At 65.5% G+C, this 18346-nt stretch carries 25 protein-coding genes; all 25 read right to left on the bottom strand.

Annotated features, from left to right (window positions below):
* Nucleotides 1-342: 342 nt before the first annotated feature.
* Nucleotides 343-1497, bottom strand: coding sequence for a tetratricopeptide repeat protein (locus C2I19_RS01635; protein ID WP_103900984.1), 1155 nt, complete (start codon nucleotides 1495-1497; stop codon nucleotides 343-345).
* Nucleotides 1494-1865, bottom strand: coding sequence for a hypothetical protein (locus C2I19_RS01630; RefSeq protein WP_103900983.1), 372 nt, complete (start codon nucleotides 1863-1865; stop codon nucleotides 1494-1496). The genes C2I19_RS01635 and C2I19_RS01630 overlap by 4 nt, the downstream gene beginning before the upstream one ends.
* A gap of 17 nt (nucleotides 1866-1882) precedes the next feature.
* Complete coding sequence (locus C2I19_RS01625; protein ID WP_146056725.1) at nucleotides 1883-2464, bottom strand: tetratricopeptide repeat protein; 582 nt, start codon at nucleotides 2462-2464, stop codon at nucleotides 1883-1885.
* 21 nt (nucleotides 2465-2485) lie between these two features.
* The gene (locus C2I19_RS01620; protein ID WP_233201061.1) at nucleotides 2486-3067 is read right to left on the bottom strand and encodes a flagellar basal body L-ring protein FlgH; all 582 of its coding nucleotides are present in this window, start codon (nucleotides 3065-3067) and stop codon (nucleotides 2486-2488) included.
* 229 nt (nucleotides 3068-3296) lie between these two features.
* The gene (locus C2I19_RS01615) at nucleotides 3297-3926 is read right to left on the bottom strand and encodes a sigma-70 family RNA polymerase sigma factor (RefSeq protein ID WP_158253606.1); all 630 of its coding nucleotides are present in this window, start codon (nucleotides 3924-3926) and stop codon (nucleotides 3297-3299) included.
* A 99-nt stretch (nucleotides 3927-4025) separates the two neighbouring features.
* The gene (fliP, locus tag C2I19_RS01610) at nucleotides 4026-4748 is read right to left on the bottom strand and encodes a flagellar type III secretion system pore protein FliP (protein WP_199181045.1); all 723 of its coding nucleotides are present in this window, start codon (nucleotides 4746-4748) and stop codon (nucleotides 4026-4028) included.
* Complete coding sequence (locus C2I19_RS01605) at nucleotides 4745-5137, bottom strand: hypothetical protein (RefSeq protein WP_103900979.1); 393 nt, start codon at nucleotides 5135-5137, stop codon at nucleotides 4745-4747. The genes fliP and C2I19_RS01605 overlap by 4 nt, the downstream gene beginning before the upstream one ends.
* 7 nt (nucleotides 5138-5144) lie before the next feature.
* Nucleotides 5145-5462, bottom strand: coding sequence for a FliM/FliN family flagellar motor switch protein (locus C2I19_RS01600; RefSeq protein ID WP_103900978.1), 318 nt, complete (start codon nucleotides 5460-5462; stop codon nucleotides 5145-5147).
* Nucleotides 5459-6247: a FliM/FliN family flagellar motor switch protein gene (locus C2I19_RS01595; RefSeq protein ID WP_103900977.1), complete on the bottom strand. Its 789-nt coding sequence runs from the start codon at nucleotides 6245-6247 to the stop codon at nucleotides 5459-5461. The genes C2I19_RS01600 and C2I19_RS01595 overlap by 4 nt, the downstream gene beginning before the upstream one ends.
* Entirely contained in the window at nucleotides 6244-7443 is a 1200-nt protein-coding gene (locus C2I19_RS01590; protein WP_103900976.1) for a flagellar hook protein FlgE, read from the bottom strand. The genes C2I19_RS01595 and C2I19_RS01590 overlap by 4 nt, the downstream gene beginning before the upstream one ends.
* On the bottom strand, nucleotides 7440-7856 hold the full coding sequence (locus C2I19_RS01585) for a flagellar hook capping FlgD N-terminal domain-containing protein (protein ID WP_103900975.1): 417 nt from the start codon (nucleotides 7854-7856) through the stop codon (nucleotides 7440-7442). Before C2I19_RS01585 ends, C2I19_RS01590 begins: the two co-directional genes overlap by 4 nt.
* Nucleotides 7857-7858: 2 nt before the next feature.
* Complete coding sequence (locus tag C2I19_RS01580) at nucleotides 7859-8527, bottom strand: hypothetical protein (RefSeq protein ID WP_103900974.1); 669 nt, start codon at nucleotides 8525-8527, stop codon at nucleotides 7859-7861.
* On the bottom strand, nucleotides 8524-8958 hold the full coding sequence (locus C2I19_RS01575; protein ID WP_103900973.1) for a hypothetical protein: 435 nt from the start codon (nucleotides 8956-8958) through the stop codon (nucleotides 8524-8526). The genes C2I19_RS01580 and C2I19_RS01575 overlap by 4 nt, the downstream gene beginning before the upstream one ends.
* Entirely contained in the window at nucleotides 8959-10281 is a 1323-nt protein-coding gene (locus C2I19_RS01570) for a FliI/YscN family ATPase (protein ID WP_103900972.1), read from the bottom strand.
* Nucleotides 10278-10964 carry a FliH/SctL family protein gene (locus C2I19_RS01565; protein ID WP_103900971.1) on the bottom strand — a complete coding sequence of 229 codons (687 nt, stop codon included), beginning with the start codon at nucleotides 10962-10964 and terminating at the stop codon, nucleotides 10278-10280. Before C2I19_RS01565 ends, C2I19_RS01570 begins: the two co-directional genes overlap by 4 nt.
* Nucleotides 10957-11478: a hypothetical protein gene (locus C2I19_RS01560; protein WP_103900970.1), complete on the bottom strand. Its 522-nt coding sequence runs from the start codon at nucleotides 11476-11478 to the stop codon at nucleotides 10957-10959. The genes C2I19_RS01565 and C2I19_RS01560 overlap by 8 nt, the downstream gene beginning before the upstream one ends.
* The gene (gene fliF / locus C2I19_RS01555) at nucleotides 11478-12875 is read right to left on the bottom strand and encodes a flagellar basal-body MS-ring/collar protein FliF (RefSeq protein WP_103900969.1); all 1398 of its coding nucleotides are present in this window, start codon (nucleotides 12873-12875) and stop codon (nucleotides 11478-11480) included. The genes C2I19_RS01560 and fliF overlap by 1 nt, the downstream gene beginning before the upstream one ends.
* 35 nt (nucleotides 12876-12910) lie before the next feature.
* Nucleotides 12911-13189 (bottom strand): flagellar hook-basal body complex protein FliE, encoded by a 279-nt coding sequence (gene fliE / locus C2I19_RS01550; protein WP_103900968.1) that lies wholly within the window; start codon nucleotides 13187-13189, stop codon nucleotides 12911-12913.
* Complete coding sequence (gene flgC / locus C2I19_RS01545) at nucleotides 13186-13620, bottom strand: flagellar basal body rod protein FlgC (protein ID WP_199181044.1); 435 nt, start codon at nucleotides 13618-13620, stop codon at nucleotides 13186-13188. Before flgC ends, fliE begins: the two co-directional genes overlap by 4 nt.
* Nucleotides 13621-13962, bottom strand: a complete 342-nt coding sequence (locus tag C2I19_RS01540; RefSeq protein ID WP_103900967.1) for a flagellar basal body rod protein FlgB — start codon at nucleotides 13960-13962, stop codon at nucleotides 13621-13623. It lies immediately after the preceding gene.
* A gap of 12 nt (nucleotides 13963-13974) precedes the next feature.
* The gene (locus C2I19_RS01535; protein WP_103900966.1) at nucleotides 13975-15099 is read right to left on the bottom strand and encodes a flagellar basal body P-ring protein FlgI; all 1125 of its coding nucleotides are present in this window, start codon (nucleotides 15097-15099) and stop codon (nucleotides 13975-13977) included.
* A gap of 30 nt (nucleotides 15100-15129) precedes the next feature.
* Complete coding sequence (gene flgA, locus C2I19_RS01530; protein ID WP_103900965.1) at nucleotides 15130-16056, bottom strand: flagellar basal body P-ring formation chaperone FlgA; 927 nt, start codon at nucleotides 16054-16056, stop codon at nucleotides 15130-15132.
* On the bottom strand, nucleotides 16056-16835 hold the full coding sequence (gene flgG, locus C2I19_RS01525) for a flagellar basal-body rod protein FlgG (RefSeq protein ID WP_146056724.1): 780 nt from the start codon (nucleotides 16833-16835) through the stop codon (nucleotides 16056-16058). The genes flgA and flgG overlap by 1 nt, the downstream gene beginning before the upstream one ends.
* 24 nt (nucleotides 16836-16859) lie before the next feature.
* Nucleotides 16860-17540 carry a flagellar hook-basal body protein gene (locus C2I19_RS01520; protein WP_146056723.1) on the bottom strand — a complete coding sequence of 227 codons (681 nt, stop codon included), beginning with the start codon at nucleotides 17538-17540 and terminating at the stop codon, nucleotides 16860-16862.
* Between the two features lie 11 nt (nucleotides 17541-17551).
* Nucleotides 17552-18346: FHIPEP family type III secretion protein (locus C2I19_RS01515; RefSeq protein ID WP_146056722.1), on the bottom strand; the 795-nt coding region annotated here is incomplete at its 5' end.

Here is an 18346-nt window from a genome sequence, read left to right as displayed (position 1 = left end):
GAGGAAGTCGTCGCGGCGCTGCAGCACCAGGTTGCCGTTGCCGGCGTTGACATAGACCCGCTCGCCGCCGCGGCCGAACGCCGCCTCGCCCAGCTGGCCTTGCCCGCCCAGCGACGCCAGCGAACCGTTCTGCACCCCCAGACCCGCGCTTGTGACTACCGCAACCATGCCCTGCTCCTCGAAAAGTATGTCGTGTTCGGGGAGTCTTATCTGGGAAATTCGGAAAAAGTTTAGCTGAAGGGCGAAAAAAAATTCAATTTAGATGAAAATGCATGTGAAATATGAAAACATTAAAAAAAACCTCCCGGAAAGGGAGGTTTGGCAGCTGAAAATAGCTTTCGATCAGGCGTCGCGATTGAACGGAGACAACGCCATGGCCTTGGCCACGGCCTCGTTCAGGCGGGTGCCGTCCGGCAATACCGCGCTGCTCATCAGCCGCTCATGGATGGCCTTGGCCTGAGCCGGCTGGCCTGCCGCCTGCAACAGCAGGCTTTGCGCATACAGCCCCGGGAAACTGTTTGGATTCAGACCCAGCGCGCGGCGCACGGATTGCTGGGCCTCCTGCGCATGCCCTTCCATGATGGCGACAACGGCCAAACCGCCATGGGTATCCGCGAAGTTGCGATCCAGCCTGAGCGCCTCCAACAAGGCCTCTTTCGCTTCCGCCGGTCGATTCTGCAGAATCCGGCACCAGGCCAGCACATGCCAGCTGCCGATATGGCCCGGCATATGACGCAAGGCCTGGACCACGCCAGCCTCGGCCTCATCCAGCCTGCCTTCCAGCATGGCCGCCAGGCCCAGCCCCATTTGCGCGCGGCCGGAGTTGGGTTTGCGGGCGCAAGCCTGACGCAGCAAGGGCAAGGCGACCGGCAAATCCTGCTGGCTCAAGGCCAGCATGCCTAACGTGGTAGCGGCGTCGGGATCGCCAGGCGCCGCATCGAGCACCTGTCGCGCGATGATCTCGGCCGCGGCCAGGTTTTCCTGATCCAGATACAGCGTGGCCAGCAAGCCGTATAGCGGCAAATGCTCCGGGTGTCGCCGCAAAGCCTGTTCCGCGGCCGCCACGGCCTCATCCACCCGACCCAGGAAGTGCAAGGCGCGCGCATGCAAAGGGCCAGCCTCCGGCAGCGCGTCAAGCCGGCTCGCCGCCGCCGCGGCATGCGGCTCCGCCTCGGCATAACGTCCTTGCAGCATCAGGGCATAGGCCAGGTTGTAGAACAGCGCGGGCTCGCTCCATCCATCAGCCTGCAAGGCCTGGAAAACCGCCACGGCATCGTCCAGCCGCGCCTGCCTCATCAGGCAGACGCCCTGCAAAGAGCGACCGCCGAAATGCGCCGGGTCCAATGCGAGCAATCGGCGCAGGGCCTCTTCGCACTCGGACGAGCGCCCGGCCTGAAGATTCAGGTCCGCCAGTTCGAACCACAAATGAGTATTGGCCGGATCGGCCTCCAGGTAGGCTTGCACTCGGCTCAGCCGCTGCTTAAGTTCTGTCATCATGCTTGCTTGTGGGCTTGTTGCAACTGCTGCCGCAGATAGGCGGCCAGCGTCTCAAATTGTGGATGTTGGCTGATCGCCTCGCACACATCGGCCGCCAGGCCGCCAAAGGCCGGATCGGTCGCCATGCCGGCGCCGAACTCCTCGGTCAGCAGCGCGCGGACGTGCACATCCAGCGCGCGCTGCACGGCATCCGGCCAAGCCGGGTCGATGGCCCGCAACTGGCTGGCGATGCCGCGACGCACATCGACGGCATTGCCATTGCGCGAGACAGCCGCCGCGGAGCTTTTTTTACCCGATTTGCGGCCTTCCGCCGCGCGGTTTCTGGCTAGCAGCCTCTGCAAAATGCCAGCCTTGTCTATCGGCTCCATCCGCTCCCTCGCCTGGATCAGTGCAGCTTGCCATCGCCGGAGCCGGCATAGCCCCGCAGCAACACGCTGCCGGCGGCCGCGGGCGCCGTCTGCTCGGCAGCGGCATTCCTGGCATCGATCTGCAGCACAATGCGCTGCATGTCCGCATTGAGGGCAGGCACCAGTTGATTGGCCGACATGCCTTGCGTCAGCGACTCCCTGCTCTCGGCGAACTCGTCGCGTATCAGGTGCTGCAGCCCTTGGCGGAACAGCTGCAAGGGATGATCCTGCGGCAGCGGATCCAGCCCCAGCCAGGTTTGCACCGCCTGCTCCGGCCGCCCTTGGGTCAGGTACAACAGGCCCAGCTGGAAAACCGCCATCACCAGATCGGGTTGCAGCGCCACGGCATGCTCCATCTCCGCCGCCGCGCGATCAAACAAGCCGATCTGCGCATATTCCGCACCCAGCAGATAACGCAGGCGGGCATCCGAGCCATCGTTCAACACCCCCTGCTTCAGCAGCGTCACCGCCTCGGCATGTTGTTGATTTTCCATGGCATGCACCGCTAATTGAAACAGTTCTTCTTGATCCAGCACCGAGTAATCCATTGCAACTCCCATTCAAACAATTTCCGCGCCGCGTCAGAATGGCAGCACGCTCATGAAGAAACGGCTCAGCCAGCCCGGCGTGGTGTATAGGACGCCATTGCCGCTAGTTTTCTGCTCCAGGCGCACATCCGTCAACTTGGTGGACGAGACCAGATTGCCCGGCTGGATATCGCGCGGGTTAACCGTCCCGGACAGGCGGATCTGCTCGCCGTCGTCATTGATCTGAACCTGTTTCTCACCGCTGACCCGCAAATAGCCATTGGCCAGCACGCCAACGACGGTGACCGACAGAGAGCTGGTAAAGCTGCTGCTGTTGTTGCGGCTGCCCCTGCCATCCATTTTTTCCCCGCCGGACGCGCTCAGCTGGACAGATTCGGACTTCTTGCCCGGCGATCGGCCAAGCAAGCGAGAAAGATAGGGGGCATCCATATCGAAACCCACGCTATTATCAATCCGGGCATCGCGGCTGCCTTTGGCCTCCTCTGACAAGCTGGAGCTTGCCCGCTCCTGGATCACCACGGTCAGGTTATCCCCCACTCGTGAAGGAACGTCATCCCGATAATAGGAATGGTAGCGCCCCGCCTGGTACAAACTCCCGGGGCTGGGCGGCGCCAAGGGCGCCGGCTGCGGCTCCGCGCTGGTCGGCCCCGCCACCACCGGTTTGTTAGGCGCCGCGCATCCTGTCATCAACAATGCGAACAACAGCGCCATTCTGGCACAACAAGACATAATCGCTCTCTCAATTGGATGCATTCCAGACGAAAACCGTCTGGCCGCATCGACTCGTTACATCACTCGGCATATTCAGCCGGTGACAGTCTTATCCCGGTTTCGGCGAAAAAGTTTAGCCCCATCCCGCCTCCTCCGATGTCAGATGTCTGCGCAGCTCGTTCAAACCATCCTTGTGCAGCTGGGAAACCCGCCCCTTGCTCAGCGCCATGATCCGCGCGACTTCAGCGAACGGCACGCCATTCAAGTAATGCAGCCGCAGCACCTTTTGCGCATGCTCAGGCAGGCGCTTCAAGCCGGCCAGCAACGCTCTGCGCGCCTGCTTGAGCTCCAGCGCGCGGTAAGGCATATCCGGCGCGGGCGCGTCCGGATCAGCCAAATACATCCCGCTATCTTCCAGCATGAAGCCGATCGCGAATTCCACGGACAGCTCGCGCAGCATCGCGAACGGCTCGACGGCCTTGGCCTCCAGGGCCTGCGCCCGCTCGCGCATGATCTGATTACGCACCGAAGACTGGTTCGCCACCTCCGAGGTGGAGGCCAGCCTATCCAGTATTTCGCCGCGGATGCGGTGTTCGGCATAGGTCTTGAACGCCACGCCGCAATCCGGCCGATACCGGTCTATCGCCTCCAGCAGGCCGATCATGCCCCAGTGGAACAGATCGCCGAATTCGAAACTATTTCCCACGCGCTGGGCGTAGATTCTGGCGGCCAGAATACGCACCAAGGACTGGTGGGCTTCCACCAGGGCGGACCGGACATCAGCAGCTTGATGACCCGCCTCATCCCCATGACGGCATGCCTCCTCATTGCGCGCGCGAGTATTCAAAACGGCCATCGCTGCCTACATGCTGTCCGACAACACCGCCCTGGCCACCAGCGTCCAGCCGTCTATCAGCACGAACATCAGGATTTTGATAGGCAGCGCGATGGAAACCGGCGGCACCATCATCATGCCCATGGCCATCAGCACGCTGGAAACGATGATGTCCACCAGCAAAAACGGCAGGAAAATCACGAAACCGATCTGGAACGCCAGCCTCAGCTCGCTCAACAGGAAGGCAGGCACCACATGCAACAGGCTGATGGCTTCCGCGCTGTCCGGCATCTCCTTGCCTGCGATGCCCAGCACGAAGTTCATGTCCTGCTCGCGAGTGCGGCCTATCATGTATTCCTTCATGATGGCGCCGCCCTGCTTGAGCGCGGCCGACGCCGGCAGATGCTGTTCGTACAGCGGCGTCACCACCTGCTGATCCAGCTTTTCAAACGTCGACCCCATGGACAGCAGCGTCAGAAAAGCCGCCAGCATGATCAGCACCACGTTGGGCGGGGTTTCCTGCATGCCCATGGCGTGCCGCAGCATGGATAGCACGATCACGATGCGGGTAAACGATGTCATCACCACCATCATGCCGGGCACCAGGGCCACCAGCGTCAGGGCCAGCACGATATTGACCGCCTGGCTGACGCCGGCGCCGTTCAGCGCCACATCCACCATCTGCCCCTTGGCATCGGCCAGCAGCGGCAAACAGGCAAACAGCCAGGCCAGTTGCTTCATTCTTTTCATGTTCGCGCTTCGTCCCTGATGACGGTGATGCCGTGCTCGCTCTCCGCCAGCATGATTTCGCGGTCGCGATGCCGCAGCACATACACCGATGATTTGGCGGACAAGCGGCATTTGCCTACGACGCTGGGGCCATCCTCGGCCAGGCCCGAGCGCGGCTTGCGCAAGCGCCACCAGCACCCGGCGGCGCCGAGCAAGGCCAGGCCGCCCAGCATCTCGTAAGGACCGAGCAGGCCGGCGCCGCTCGGCGGCGGCTCGCGGCGGAAATGCAAGGCCGCGCGGGCAGGCTCCGACGCCGCCGGGCAGGCCGCCGAGGCCGCGCAAGGCGTCGCCGCGGATGCGCCCAAGCTAGCCAGGCACAATGACAGGGCTATCGCGTATTTCATTTCCATCCGCCGCTCATGCCGTAAGACGCGCCACCTGGTCGATGCGCACGCCAAAATGATCGCCCGCCACCACCAGCGTGCCGCGCGCCACCACCTGGCCTCCCAGCAGCACCTCCACCGGATCGCCCGGCGCCTGATCCAGCGTCAGCACCTCGCCATCCTTCAGCGCATCCAGCGCCGCGATGCTGAGCCGGCAACGGCCGATGCGCGTCTCCAGCTGCACCTCGACATCCTTCAGCAGCTCCAGCCGTCCGCCCAGCAATCCGGGCGCCGCGGCGCTCACTTTGTCATCCAGCGGCGCCGGATTGAAAATTTCGACTTCGTTGTTCATGCTCTTCCACTCTTGTTGATTTGCGTCGACAGCCGAGCGACCTTCACCGCGGGCCTGCCGCCATGCGAGCCATACCGCGCCGTGCCCAGCACGCCGCCGTCCGGCAGGCACAGCTCGAACGGCGCGCCGGTTTTCTGATCCAGCCGGATCACGTCGCCGGGACACAAGGAGTCCAGATCCCGCAGCGACAGTCTCGCCGGCGCGGCCCGCACTTCCAGCTCCACCTCCCGCTCCAGCGGCAAGCTCCGCAGCGACACGGACGGCAAGGCGGCAAGCGACGCGCTGACGGGCAGCAAGCCAGCGGCTTGCCCTGCGGAAAGCAGCGCCGTCAGCGTCAGCCCGGCCACCCGCAACTCCAGCCGCACCGCACCCACCGCCGAAAACAGCGGCGACAGGTCCTCGCCGCGCAACGGCGTCTCGCCATATCCGCCATCCGGAGCGGCGCCGGTCAGCGCGCGGCCCAGCGCCGCGCGGGCGGCGTTCAGCGCGGACAACGCCAGCGCCGATTCCGACAGCGCGGCTCGGCTCTTTTTCACGCCCAGACACACTCCCGCGAAGAACGCGCAGGCGTCGGTATCGTCGGCCAGCGCCGGCAGCGCGTCCTCTCCGGCCAGCCATGCCATTCCAGCCAGGTCCGGCAGGGAAACCGCTCGAGCCGAAACATCCAGCTCACCGCCGGCCATCGACCAGCCATCCAGCCAGCCGGCGCAACGTTCGCGCGCGCCGCTCTCGATCGCCGCCAACTCAGAATGCGCATACAGCCGGTAAGGCAGGACCGCGTTCATCGGGACCCCTTCATCTGCAAGGCCTGCTGCATCATTTCATTGGCGGCGGAGATCAGCTGCGAGGCCGCCTGATAGCCGCGCTGCGTGATCATCATGTCGCTGAATTCAGAAGACAGGTCGACATTGGACAGCTCGACTTTGCCGCCGGCCACCTTGCCCAGCGCGCCGGTTCCAGCCGCGCCGTATTGAGCGGCCTGCCCAGGCAACGCCCGGTAATAGCCGGATCCCACCCGCTCCAGCTGCTGGCCCGGTTGCGCGAACCAAGCCAGCGCCAGGCGCCCGGCCGCCGCTGTCTGACCGTTGGAATACGTGATCTGGGCCTTGCCGTCGCCGTCGAAAGACAGCTTGGTCAAAGCGCCGGCCGCGTAACCATCCTGGCTGGCCACCCGGATGGTGGACGACGTGCCGCCGGAGAGGCTGGTGGTCGCGGAGATCGACCCCGGATCGCCGAAGAACAGCTGCAGCGCCGTCTGTCCGCCGCTCGGCGTTTTCAGCGCGATGGACAACTGGTTGTAGCCGGCAGAGGGAGAGCCGTCCGGGTCGAAGCGGATCTCGCCGCTGCCCAGCGTGCTCTGCGCCGCGGTGTCCTGCACCTCCACCTTCCAGCTGCGCGGCGTGGCCAACGCATTATTGGTGAAGCTGATCTTCAGCTGCCGAGATGTGCCATCCTTGTCGAAAACCGTGGTTTCCGCGCTGCTGTTGGTCGCGCCGGACGACAGGTTGTCGGAGAATTTGATGGTCGTGGTCGGTTTGGCCGCCTGACTGCGCAAAGCGCCGATGCTGAAGTCCGCCAGCCCTTTGACCGGGTCGTACATCTGGATGGACGACTTGTCCTGCCGGTTCAGCAAGCGGCCGTCCGGATCCAGCTCGAACTGTCCCATGCGGCTGTAGTGGATCTGATCGCCGTTCTTGGAAACGAAAAAGCCCGCGCCATCCACCGCCACGTCCAGCGGATTATTCGAGGTCTGCAACTCTCCGGCCGAAAAATCCGTCACGGTGGAACCGATTTTCACGCCCTCGCCATGCTGGCCGCCGTCGCCGCCCTGCGAGTCGTACTGGTACATCATGTCGGTGAACTGCAGCGATGTGCGCTTGAACCCTGGCGTATTCAAATTGGCCACGTTGTTGCCAATATTGGACAAGCCTTTCTGGAAAGTGCGCAGGCCGCTCAGGCCGACGAACATGGTATCGATCATGAAGCGCTCCCGCGCACCAGCGCCACCTGGGTCAGCGACACATCGGTCATCAGTTCGCCGGAAGTGGCTTTCACTGTCAGCATGGGCTGCCCGTTGGAAAAGGAAATCGTGGTCACCGTGCCCGCCACATTGCCGTTGGCCGACGAGATCTCAACGGTTTTGCCTATCAATCCCAAGGACTGGTTGGCCGCCTGCTGAGACAGCAGCGTGTCCAGCTTTTCGTTGGACATCCTCGTTTGCTCCAACGACGAAAACTGCGCCATTTGCGCCATGAACTGCTGATTGTCGATCGGTTTCAGCGGGTCCTGGAAAGTCAGTTGCGTGGAGAGAATCCGCAGGAAGTCCTGCTGGGTGATCCCTCTCGTTTGCGCGACGCTGTCGCTGCTCGAAATGCCCAAACCTGTTGTCGCCATGCTCACCCCTGTTTTGAAATATGCAAGCCGGACGCGGCCTCGCCTTGAAAGACCACCGCGCCGTTGACAGCCAGCAAGGCCAGCCGTCCGCCCTTTTCCCTGACATGCCGCGCCAGACGCTGGCCCAGCGCTTCTATCTCGCCGGCCGCCAGCTTGGCGTCCCTTACCCAGACCCGCAGCTCGCCCTGATCGGAAAACACCGTGATCTTGGACGGTTTCAGCCAGGTTCTGAGCGCGGCCTCCGCCTCCTCCACCGGCCCGCGGGATGGCGCCGCGGCTTCCTCCACGCCGCTCTCCAAGGATGCGGAAACCTTGACGGCCCACGCCGGCGCCTCGCCTGCGGCGGCCTTGGCCGCGGCGCTTTCTTGCAAGAGCGGGCGCGCCGCCGCGCCGACGGACGATGGATCAGCCGCCAACGCGCCGCCGCTTCTCACCCACGGCGCGGCGACGTCCCGCTCGGCCAGAACCCGGTTCGAGCTGGCTTCTGCTCCATCCCGGACAAAGCGGACTGTCTCCTCCTGGCCCATGCGGATGGCCTTGCACACGCTATGACTGGCCAGCTCCGCCTCCAGCTGACGCTGCCATTGCCGCCCGGCCTCGCCATCCTGCGGCTCGCGGCGCGTCAGCGCCGCCGCGCCGCGCGCTTCCGCGTCGATCAAGGCGATGCTCATGCCATGACTCCTTGCGCGCGCCGCTGCAGCCAGGCGTCGTCCTGTTCGCGGTACGCCGCTCGCTGCTGCCGCTCCCGGGCAGCCAGCCGTTGGCGTTCCTTATGTTTTTCCACTTGTTTCAGCTCCATCCGCGCGGTTTGCAAGGCTGCCTGGGCCTGCACCCGCGCCTGCTCAGCCGCCGCCGCCGCGCCCGCCAGCGCCTGGCTGCGCAGCCTGAGTTCGCGCGCATAACGCCAGGCAGAGCCGTACAGCGCGGGATCGCCGGACAGCCCGGACAAGGACTGTTCGCAGGCGCGAACCGCGGCCTCGCCCTCCCGCCATGCCGCGCGAGCATCCTCCAGGCGCGCATCCGCCTCCAGCAAAGCCTGCTTGAGCGGCTGCAGAGCAGACTGGCGCAGCCGCAACAGCGGGTTCAACCGGTATTGCGCCATTTAGCCGCCTCCCAGCAAGGCGGATAGCCGCGCGAGGGCGGTTTCGCGCTCGCTGCGTTCCTGCGTGTCCTGCTGCAGAAAAGCCTCCAGCCCCGCCTTGCGCTCCAACGCCTGATCAAGCTCAGGATTGCCGCCCGCCCGATACGCGCCGAGCTCCAGCAAATCCTTGCTGGCAGCCAGCACGCTCAAGGCTTTGCGGCAAGACTTCATCAGCCGCCGCTCGTCCTCCGACGCCAAGGTCGACGACAGGCGGCTCACGCTGCCCAGCACGTCGATCGCAGGAAAATGCCCCGCGTTGGCCAGTTCGCGCGACAGCACGATATGGCCGTCCACGATGCCGCGCACGCTGTCCGCCACCGGATCGTGGATGTCGTCCCCCTCCACCAGCACGGTGAACAAGCCCGTAATCGAGCCGCCCTCCTTGCGGGTGCCGCAACGCTCCAGCATGCCGGCAAGCTCCGAAAACACCGATGGCGTATAGCCGCGCGATGTGGCCGGCTCGCCGATGGCCAGGCCCACTTCGCGCCGCGCCATCGCGTAGCGCGTCAGCGAGTCGACGATCAGCAGCACCGAGCGCCCCTGATCGCGGAAATGCTCGGCGACCGAAACCGCGCTCAGCGCGGCGGCCTCTCGCACCAACGCGGGCTCGTCGGCCGTGGCCACCACGACAACGGCTCGCGCCAGGCCGGCCTCGCCCAGATTTTCCTCGAGGAATTCCAGCACCTCGCGGCCGCGCTCGCCTATCAGCCCGACCACCACCACGTCGGCCGCGCAATTGCGCACCAGCATGCCCAACAAGGTGCTCTTGCCCACGCCGCTGCCCGCCATGATGGAAAGCCGCTGGCCATAGCCTATGGTCAGCATGCTGTCTATCGCCCTCACGCCGGTCTCCATGACGGCGTCTATCCGGCTGCGGCGCAGCGCGGGAATCGGCGCGCCGCGCACCGGCCGCCGGGAAACGGCCGCCACCGGCCCCTTGTCGTCCAGCGGCCGGCAGAACGCATCCACCACGCGGCCCAGCAGGCCGTCGCCCACCGGCACGGAAAACCCATGGCCGGCAGGCACCACCCGGTCGCCCAGCATCAAGCCGTCCAGCGAACCATATGGCAGCAATTGCAGCCGTTCATGCGCCAGACCGGCCACCTCGGCCAACACCTGCCCGCGCCCTTGAGCCAGCTCGATGCGGCACAGATCGCCCAGCCCCACGCCGGACGGGCCTCGCGACTCCACCAGCAGGCCGGCCTTGCGGCTCACATGGCCCACGCGCTCCACCAGCTCGGCGCCGCGTATGGTTTCCCGCAAGCGTTCGAAACGGGCCGTCATCGCGCGCCGGCCTCCTGCAGCGCCTGGCGCAGGCGCTCGATCCGCCGCAGCACGCCGGCCTCAATGTCGCCATGCGCGGTTTCGACCACGCAGCCGCCCGCCTCCAGCGCGCTATCCGCCACAATCGACACCTGGCGGCCGGCATCGCCGGCAAAGGGCGCCGCCTCCAATAGCGCGGCGTCCCGCGGCGACAGGCGCACCGTGACCGGCTCCCGCCCCATCGCCTCTTTCACCGCGTTATCGACGCAAGCGCGCACCAGCTCCGGCGATGGCTGCATCTCGCCTATCACCCTGAGCAAGGACTCAAGCAACAAGGGCGTCAGCAGGTTTTCCATCTCGGCCTGCATGTCGAGCCGCGCCTTGCCCAGCGCGTCCAGCAAGCTGGCGATCTGCCCATCGGCTTGCTGCCGCAGCCGACCAAGCTCCACCTCCGCCTTGGCCATGCCTGCGCGATACCCCTCCTCCTGAGCGGACGCGCGCAAAGCGTCGGCCTCGGCCAACAGCTTGGCGCGCATGCTCTGCGCCTCCGCCGCGGCGCGCTCGCGCATGGCTAGCGCCTCGTCTGCCGCCATCCGCTGCGCCGTCTCGGCTCGAGTGGACGCGGGCCGTTCCAAGGCAGCGGAACGGGACGTTTGAACGGCTGATCCGGCGCGGATATTCGGGTTACGCAAGATGTCACTCATGGCGCCGCCTTGCGAACCAACGCTTCATGCGCGGCCAGCCGCGATCAGCCTCTGCGACGACGACGGGACCGGGCTCGATCATGGGCATGGCGGCGGCCTTCGCCTCCAAGCCGGCCAGCAAACACGCCCGCAAGGCGGGAGCCGCGCGCCTGTCGCCCGCCGCCCATTCGCGTCGCAGGCCGTCCGCCCGTTCGCGCCACGCATCGGCGCCATCCAGCTCGAGCGACAGCGCTTCCCGCCACGCCTCGCCCAGAGCGCGCCCTATCGCCGCCTGCATCCAGGCCGGTTCGTCATGCATGGCCTGCAGCAAGGCCGCCGGCCGCGGCCCCGCGTCGCTCGGGCGCTCCAGCGCATCCGCCTGTTCCAGCAGCGGCCGCTGATCGAGGCTCGCCAGCGCCTGGGCCAATTGCCCGCGCTGCTCGTCCGATAGCCGGGATTCGAGCCAGCGCCGCTCTTCGACGCTCAGCGCCGACACCGCCAGCGCCGCCCGCAGAGTGTTCTGCTCCTTCGCCATTACTCGCCGCCCCCGGCCTGTTCCGCCGCCAGCCAGCGCTGCACCTGCCGCAACAGGCGCTCCCGCTCCGCCTCATCCAGCGCGCGCGTCGCCACTCGGCGGCGCCATTGCCAGGCCAAGCCCGCGCCCAGGGCCAGCAGGATAGCCGCCGCCCACAACACGGCGGGGCCGGCATCCATCGCCAGGGCGTCTTGTTTCGCTCGCGGCGCCGCTTGCGCGGCGCCCTGCGAAGCGGCTACCGCCTGGATATTGTCCAGCACGGAAAAAGCGATGCCGTCTCCTCGGCCGCTATCCAGCCCCACCGCCATGGCGATCACATTGCGCAAGCGTTCCACCGCGCTGTCCGACAGGCTGCTATTGGTCACAATGCCGACGCTGACGCGCTTGATCGCACCGCTGCCTACGTTGGTCTGCCGCAGTTCGCGTCCCACTTGATATTCGGCATCCAGCGACTTGTTGCCCCCCGCGCCGGCCGGCGTCGAGGACTGCAATTGCCGCGGGGCCTCGCCATCGCCCTGCCACTGTTCGCGCTGGCGCACCAGCACGCCCTTGTCGGAGCCATCGCCCACCACGGACTCGCGCGTCAGCTTTTGCGCGGACAGATCGAGCACGACGTCCACGCTGACCGCGGCCTGGTTCGGCCCCAGGGCGGTGTTCAGGATCCGCGTCACTTTTTCCGCCAGATAGGCCTCGGTTTCCTTTTTCAGCTGCAGTCCCGCATCGCCGGCCGGCACGCCGTCCTCGCCGTTCTCTTGCGCGGACAAGGCCACGCCGCGCTCGTCCAGCACCGTCACGGCCGCGGAGTCCATCTCCGGCACAGAGGCGGCCACCAGGCGCTGGATGCCGTTGACCTGCTCCTGGCGCAGGCTCTTGCCGCCCTTCAGCGTGACCCAGACCGATGCCTTGGCGCGGGCGCCGCGCTTGCGCAGCATGCCGCCTTCCGGCAGCACCAGGTGCACGCGGGCATTCTGCACTTCGTCAAAGCCCATGATGGTGCGGGCCAGCTCGCCTTGCAGCGCGCGCTGGTAATTGATCTTCTGGGCGAATTCGGTGACGCCGAACTCAGCGTTGTTGAACAACTCGAAACCGACCGAGCCCTTCAAATCCAGACCGCTGCCCAGCAGCTTCATGCGGGTCTTGTACAGCGCGTCCTTCTCCACCTGGATGGTCTTGCCCTCGTCGGACAGCACATAAGGCGTTTTTTGCTTGTCCAGCGCCGCCACCACGCTGGCGGCGTCGCGCGCGTCCAGGTCCGCGAACAGCACCTGATAATCCGTGCGCGTCGACCACCAGTACGCGCCGACCGGCACGGCCAGCGCCGCGACCGTGCCCGCCGCCAGCAGCGCGCGTCCCGCGCCCGAAGAGCGCTGCCACAGCGCCTTGAAAAAATCGAACATCTCTGCCTATCCAATCAAATTTGCCGAACCGACCATCACACCTGCATCCGCATGACTTCTTGGTAGGCTTCCAGAACCTTGTTGCGCGCCTGCATGAACAGTTCGAACTGCATGCGGGTTTCTTCCATTTTCAGCATGACCTGATGCAGGCTGCCGGCTTGCCCGGTCGCCACATCATTGAGCAACGAGCCCAGGCTGTTCTCGGACTTCTCCAGTTGCGTCAACATCTTTTCAAAACCCGCCGCGGCGGTCGGCTTGGCTGCCGAAGCGGACAAGGCGTCCGCCAGTTTGCTGCCGGCAATCGCCTCAATCATTGCTTGCCTCCGATATCTAGCGCTTTTTGCATCATCGAACGCGCCGCGTTGAACGCGGTCACGTTCGCTTCGTAAGAGCGAACCGCCATGGTCAGCGAGAACATTTCGTCCAGGGTGTTGACGCCGGCGTACTGCACATAGCCCTGCGCGTCCGCCAGCGGGTTGGACGGATCCAGCACCTTGCGCGGCTGGGCGTCGGACTCCACCAGCGCGGCGCGCACGCCGCCGGCCGGTACGTCCGATGACGCGCGGTCCAAGGCCTGGCCGAAGCCCGCGGGCTGCGTCACCACGCGCATGGGCTTGGCCAGGACCGCGCCGGGCGCGGCTGCCACATTGGCGTTGGCGATATTGCGCGAGGCCACTTCCGCCCGCAGCTGCTCCACGTCCATTCCGCTTTGGCTGATCGCCAGCGTCTGCCAGATTCCCGCCATTTAGCGTTTCCCGTCCGACACCACCAATTGCATGATGGCGAGTTGTTTATTGATGCCCTTGATCAGGGTCTGGTAGCGCAATGCCGTGTCGGCCAGCTCGGACACCTGGTGGCTGAGCGCCGCGGCCGAGCCGCCCGGACCGGACGCCACGCCGGCCAATGTGTCCGGCAGAATGCGAGGGCCGCCGCCGGCAGGGTTCTGCAAGGCGGACTCGAAATCCACCCGCTGCGGCGTATAGCCCGGGGTATTGAGATTGGCGATGTTTTGCGCGATGACCTGCTGCCGCAGCACCAGGCCGTCCAAGGCCATAGAGACCGTCTCACTGACTGAACCGATTGCCATTTCCCGTCCTTTTTATTGAATGACCAGTTCCGCATGCAGCGCGCCCGCGGTGCGGATCGCCTGCAGCACCGCGATCACGTCGCGCGGGCTGGCATGGATGCGATTGAGCGCCGCCACCAGATCGGCGATGGTGGAGCTGCCCTTCAGATTGATGCCCGGCATCGGGCTTTCCTGCGCAGTCACCCGAGTTTGCGGCACCACCGCCGTCCGGATTTCACGCGAACCGCCCGCCAGCAGGGAGGGCTGCGACACCAGGTAGTCGGTCTCCACCGATATCTTCAGATCGCCGTGCACCACCGTGACCGCGGACAGCATCACATTGCCGCCGGCCACCACGGTGCCGGTGCGTTCGTTCACCACCACGCGGGCCCGCTCATCCGGCGTGACCTCGATGGCCTCGATCCGGCTGAGCAGATCCGTCACGCCGGCGGCGGACGGCGCGTCGGCCCGGATACCCACCTTGCCCGCGCCCAGCGGGCTGGCCAGATTGCGGCCCAGCTTGCGGTTGATGGCCTGCGCCACGCGCTCCGAGGTGGTGAAATCCGGCGCCGCCAGCAGGAACTCGGCCATGCCGTTGCGAATGAAGCTGGTGGCCACCGCCTGTTCGACGATGCCGCCCGCCGGAATCTGCCCTACCGTGGGATGGTTCTTCTGCACCATATTGCCGTTGCTGTCATAGCGATAACCGCCAACCGACAAGGCGCCTTGCGCCAGCGCGTATACCTGGCCGTCCAGGCCTTTCAAAGGCGTTTGCAACAAGCTGCCGCCCAACAGGCTGCGCGCATCGCCGATGGAGGTGACGGTGACATCCACCCGCGCGCCAGGCTCCAGCAACGGCGGCATATTGGCGGTGACCATCACCGCCGCCACATTGCGGCTGTTGACCTGGTCCGGCCCCAAGCTCACCTCGAATTCCTTGAGCAGGTTGGCCATGGATTGCTGCGTCATCTGGCTGCGCGAGCTATCGCCGCTGCCTGCCAGGCCGGTGACCAGGCCGTAGCCGATCAGCTGGTTGTCCCGCCATCCATTGAAGCGGCCCAGATCCTTGATGCGCTCGCCCGCCTGGGCCAGCGATACGGCCAGCGCCAGCAACGCGCCGCCCATCGCGATCCTCGACCACCATTTATCTTTATTCATTTCCGCTTTCACCCCGAAAACTGCCTGTTCTCACAACACTTCCACTACGCCGTCGGACACCACCCTGGCCTTGAACGCAGGCTGACCCTGGCCACGCCGGGCATAGACCACTTGCCCCTCGGCGCCATCGCTCAACGCTTCCGCGCGGATTTCCATCCGGATCGGACCGCTGTTCAGCCTGGCCATCACCTGGTTTCCCTTGCGCACCAATGGCGCAGGCGCCGCATCCGCTTCCTGCAACACCGAGCCCTCGGCCAGCCGGCGAGCCGCCACCGCGCCGCGCCAGGCGGCCAGCGGACGGCCGATCGTCGCATCCGCCATCTCCGCCGCGGCATTCGCCGTCGACAAGGGCTCGCCCTTGTCAATCTCGCGGATTGCCCGGTAGACCGGCCTGAGGCAGCGCACGGCGTACCAGACCGGCCAGCTGCCATACAGCGCGCCGCCCTCGAATGCGTCCAGCCACACGGCCATCTTGCCGGCCAGCGCCGGCGCCGCGGGCACGCGCGGCGCGAGCCTCACGCCTTGCGCGGGCAACTGCGGCGGCTTGGCCATCGCCTCAGGCCGGATATCCAGCTGCGCGCATGCGCCTGCCAAACGCTCGCGCAATGCGGCCTCGCCCATCCGCGCCATCTCAGGGCCGGCGGGGGCGCCGCCGTTTCGCGTCACCACGACCCGCTCCGGCGCCCGCAGTGATTCCGGCAGACTCCAATCCGGCTGCGCGGCATGCCATGCGGCTTGCAGCTGCTGCCTCGCCACCACTCTCGACTCGCCAGCTCTCATGCCGGTCACCAGCGGCCGCGCTTCCAGCGCGCGGACCAAAGCAGCCGGCGCCGGACTCTCCAACATTTGTGCCAGACTGGCGCTGGAGCCATCGACGCGGACCACGTCCTTCACCACCCAGGTTTGAGCCTGGGCGAGAACCGCCCAGCCGGCCAGCCACAGGCCAGCCAGCCGCATCAGCCGCGCCGCAAGTTATTGACGATGGATTGCATCTCATCCGCCGCCTGAATGATGCGGGAATTGGCCTCGAACGCCCGCTGGGCCAGCATCATGTTCACCAGTTCGTCGGCCATTTTCACGTTGGAGCCTTCCAGGTACTTTTGCGCCAGCTTGCCGCGGCCCTCTTCGCCTACGCGGCCCATCTGGGCCGCGCCGGACTGCTCGGTCGCCTGATACAGGCCTTCGCCCATGGGCTTGAGTGCTGAGGGATTGTTGAACATCGCCAGCTCGATCCGGCCCACCTCCAGCGTGCTGCCATCCGCGGTCTGCGCCGAGACGCGGCCGTCCTCGGCCACTATCAGCTTGCGCGTGTCGCGCGGCAGCGTGATGGCGGGCTCCAAGGTCTGCCCGCTGCGCAACTGCAACAAGCCGTCTTCGCTGACGCGCAGCGCGCCCAGCCGGCTGTACAGCTGGCTGCCGTCCGGATTGCCTATCGCGACAAAACCGTCCCCATTGATCGCCACATCGAAATCCGACTCGGACGGCCTCAGATCGCCCTGGCTGAACACTTTCTCCACTGCGCTCAGGCGACTGCCTAAACCCTGCATGACACTCCCGGCCGCCTCGCCCTGCGCCGGCATCTGCCGCGCGGTTTCGCGATAGACCAGATCATCGAAAACCGCCTGCGAGCGCTTGTAAGCCGGCGTGTTCATATTCGCCAGATTATTGGCCACCGCCTCCAAACCACTCTGTTGGGCCGCCATGCCGGCGGCGCCTACGTACAATGCGTCAATCACGCTTGGATCCTTGATTCATCACGTTCAAAACTCACCCATGGTGCGCAGGGCCTTGTCCCACACCGCATCCATGCCTTGCACCGCCTTTTGCACCGACTCCAGGTGGCGGGTCGCCTCCATCAGCTCCACCATTTCCCGGGTGGAATTGACATTGGACATTTCCAGAAAGCCCTGCCGTATCCGGCCCGCCCCCCCCAGATCCTTGGGATCGGCCAAGGCGCCGCGCAAGCGATAGAGGCCATTGCCCGCAGCCTCCAGCCGCGCATCCTTGGCCGGATACACCAGCTTGATGCGGGCCACTACTCTCTCGCCCTGGAATACCTGGCCGGCCTCATCCACCCGGAAAGCGCCCGGCCGCAGGAAAATCTCGCCCTGCTCGCCATCCAGCGGCAAACCGGACTGCGCCAGCACCAAGCGGCCGCGGCTATCCTGCCGCAGCGCGCCGCCTCGGCTGACATAGCCGCCGCCCGGATCCTGGGCGGAAAAATACCCCGCGCCCTCGATGGCCAAATCCAGATCAGAGCCGGTCCGGCTCATCGCCCCCTGCCGCGTATCCGCCATGGCGCCGCCCTGAGCTGCGTCGCCCAAGGCGAAAAGCCGCTTATAGCCGGCGGTGTTGCTGTTGGCGATATTCTGGGCGACGGTATTCGCCCGGTTCACATCGGCCTGCATCGACGCGGCCATTACGCTCAATAATTCGCTCATCTCTTTGCCCGTCAAAACGTCACTGCTGCGAAGGACTTCAGTCCCACCCCCGGCGGCACCTCGTTCAGCGCCAGCACATGCAAATGCGGAATCATTCGAGCGGTCAGCTTGCGCAGATTGGCTCGCACCTCCGGCGCGCAGAGCAGCACGGGCATATGATTGGCCCCGGCCATGCGTTCCGATTCGATCAACATTTTCTTCAGCAGCTGCTCCGCGAATCGCGGGTCCAGCGCCAGGGAGACAGCGCCGCTTTCGCTGCGGCGCAAGCCGTCGTATAGGGTCTGCTCGATGCCGCCGTCCAGGGTGATCACATGCAAGGCGCCCTCGCCGTCCAGCAAGGGCGAGCAGATCACGCCGCCCAGCCGCTGCCGCACGCGCGTGCTCAAGTCGTCGACATCCTTGCCGGCGCGGGCGGCATCCACCAGCACCTCCAGAATCGTGTCCATGCGGCGTATCGACACCTTTTCCAGCAGCAAGGCCTGCAAGACTTTCTGGATCTCGCTCAGCGTCATGACATTGGGCAGCAATTCATCCACAAGGCTGGCCTGGCTCTGCCGCAAATGCTGCACCAGCCGTTCCACCTCATCCCGCGTCAACAGCTCCGCGGCATGTTTCTTGACCAGCTCCGAAAAATGGGTCATGAACACCGTGGCGGCATCCACAACCGTGTAGCCGAGCTCCCTCGCCCGCGTGCGTTGCGCATCCTGGATCCAGATAGCCGGAAGATTGTAAGCGGGGTCTTTCGTGGGCTTGCCTTCCAGCTTGCCGCGCTCCGAACCCGGGTGGATCGCCAGCCAGGCATCGGC

It is taken from the genome of Chromobacterium alticapitis (genome assembly GCF_002924365.1).
Taxonomy (GTDB): domain Bacteria; phylum Pseudomonadota; class Gammaproteobacteria; order Burkholderiales; family Chromobacteriaceae; genus Chromobacterium; species Chromobacterium alticapitis.
This window is presented reverse-complemented; position numbering and strand designations above follow the sequence as displayed.

What these genes read in the sequence shown, in the direction of transcription:
- C2I19_RS01635 (WP_103900984.1), bottom strand. Translation starts at nt 1,497, where the DNA reads ATGATGACAGAACTTAAGCAGCGGCTGAGCCGAGTGCAAGCCTACCTG.
- C2I19_RS01630 (WP_103900983.1), bottom strand. Translation starts at nt 1,865, where the DNA reads ATGGAGCCGATAGACAAGGCTGGCATTTTGCAGAGGCTGCTAGCCAGA.
- C2I19_RS01625 (WP_146056725.1), bottom strand. Translation starts at nt 2,464, where the DNA reads ATGGGAGTTGCAATGGATTACTCGGTGCTGGATCAAGAAGAACTGTTT.
- fliP (WP_199181045.1), bottom strand. Translation starts at nt 4,748, where the DNA reads ATGAAAAGAATGAAGCAACTGGCCTGGCTGTTTGCCTGTTTGCCGCTG.
- C2I19_RS01605 (WP_103900979.1), bottom strand. Translation starts at nt 5,137, where the DNA reads ATGGAAATGAAATACGCGATAGCCCTGTCATTGTGCCTGGCTAGCTTG.
- C2I19_RS01600 (WP_103900978.1), bottom strand. Translation starts at nt 5,462, where the DNA reads ATGAACAACGAAGTCGAAATTTTCAATCCGGCGCCGCTGGATGACAAA.
- C2I19_RS01595 (WP_103900977.1), bottom strand. Translation starts at nt 6,247, where the DNA reads ATGAACGCGGTCCTGCCTTACCGGCTGTATGCGCATTCTGAGTTGGCG.
- C2I19_RS01590 (WP_103900976.1), bottom strand. Translation starts at nt 7,443, where the DNA reads ATGATCGATACCATGTTCGTCGGCCTGAGCGGCCTGCGCACTTTCCAG.
- C2I19_RS01585 (WP_103900975.1), bottom strand. Translation starts at nt 7,856, where the DNA reads ATGGCGACAACAGGTTTGGGCATTTCGAGCAGCGACAGCGTCGCGCAA.
- C2I19_RS01580 (WP_103900974.1), bottom strand. Translation starts at nt 8,527, where the DNA reads ATGAGCATCGCCTTGATCGACGCGGAAGCGCGCGGCGCGGCGGCGCTG.
- C2I19_RS01575 (WP_103900973.1), bottom strand. Translation starts at nt 8,958, where the DNA reads ATGGCGCAATACCGGTTGAACCCGCTGTTGCGGCTGCGCCAGTCTGCT.
- C2I19_RS01570 (WP_103900972.1), bottom strand. Translation starts at nt 10,281, where the DNA reads ATGACGGCCCGTTTCGAACGCTTGCGGGAAACCATACGCGGCGCCGAG.
- C2I19_RS01565 (WP_103900971.1), bottom strand. Translation starts at nt 10,964, where the DNA reads ATGAGTGACATCTTGCGTAACCCGAATATCCGCGCCGGATCAGCCGTT.
- C2I19_RS01560 (WP_103900970.1), bottom strand. Translation starts at nt 11,478, where the DNA reads ATGGCGAAGGAGCAGAACACTCTGCGGGCGGCGCTGGCGGTGTCGGCG.
- fliF (WP_103900969.1), bottom strand. Translation starts at nt 12,875, where the DNA reads ATGTTCGATTTTTTCAAGGCGCTGTGGCAGCGCTCTTCGGGCGCGGGA.
- fliE (WP_103900968.1), bottom strand. Translation starts at nt 13,189, where the DNA reads ATGATTGAGGCGATTGCCGGCAGCAAACTGGCGGACGCCTTGTCCGCT.
- flgC (WP_199181044.1), bottom strand. Translation starts at nt 13,620, where the DNA reads ATGGCGGGAATCTGGCAGACGCTGGCGATCAGCCAAAGCGGAATGGAC.
- C2I19_RS01540 (WP_103900967.1), bottom strand. Translation starts at nt 13,962, where the DNA reads ATGGCAATCGGTTCAGTCAGTGAGACGGTCTCTATGGCCTTGGACGGC.
- C2I19_RS01535 (WP_103900966.1), bottom strand. Translation starts at nt 15,099, where the DNA reads ATGAATAAAGATAAATGGTGGTCGAGGATCGCGATGGGCGGCGCGTTG.
- flgA (WP_103900965.1), bottom strand. Translation starts at nt 16,056, where the DNA reads ATGCGGCTGGCTGGCCTGTGGCTGGCCGGCTGGGCGGTTCTCGCCCAG.
- C2I19_RS01520 (WP_146056723.1), bottom strand. Translation starts at nt 17,540, where the DNA reads ATGAGCGAATTATTGAGCGTAATGGCCGCGTCGATGCAGGCCGATGTG.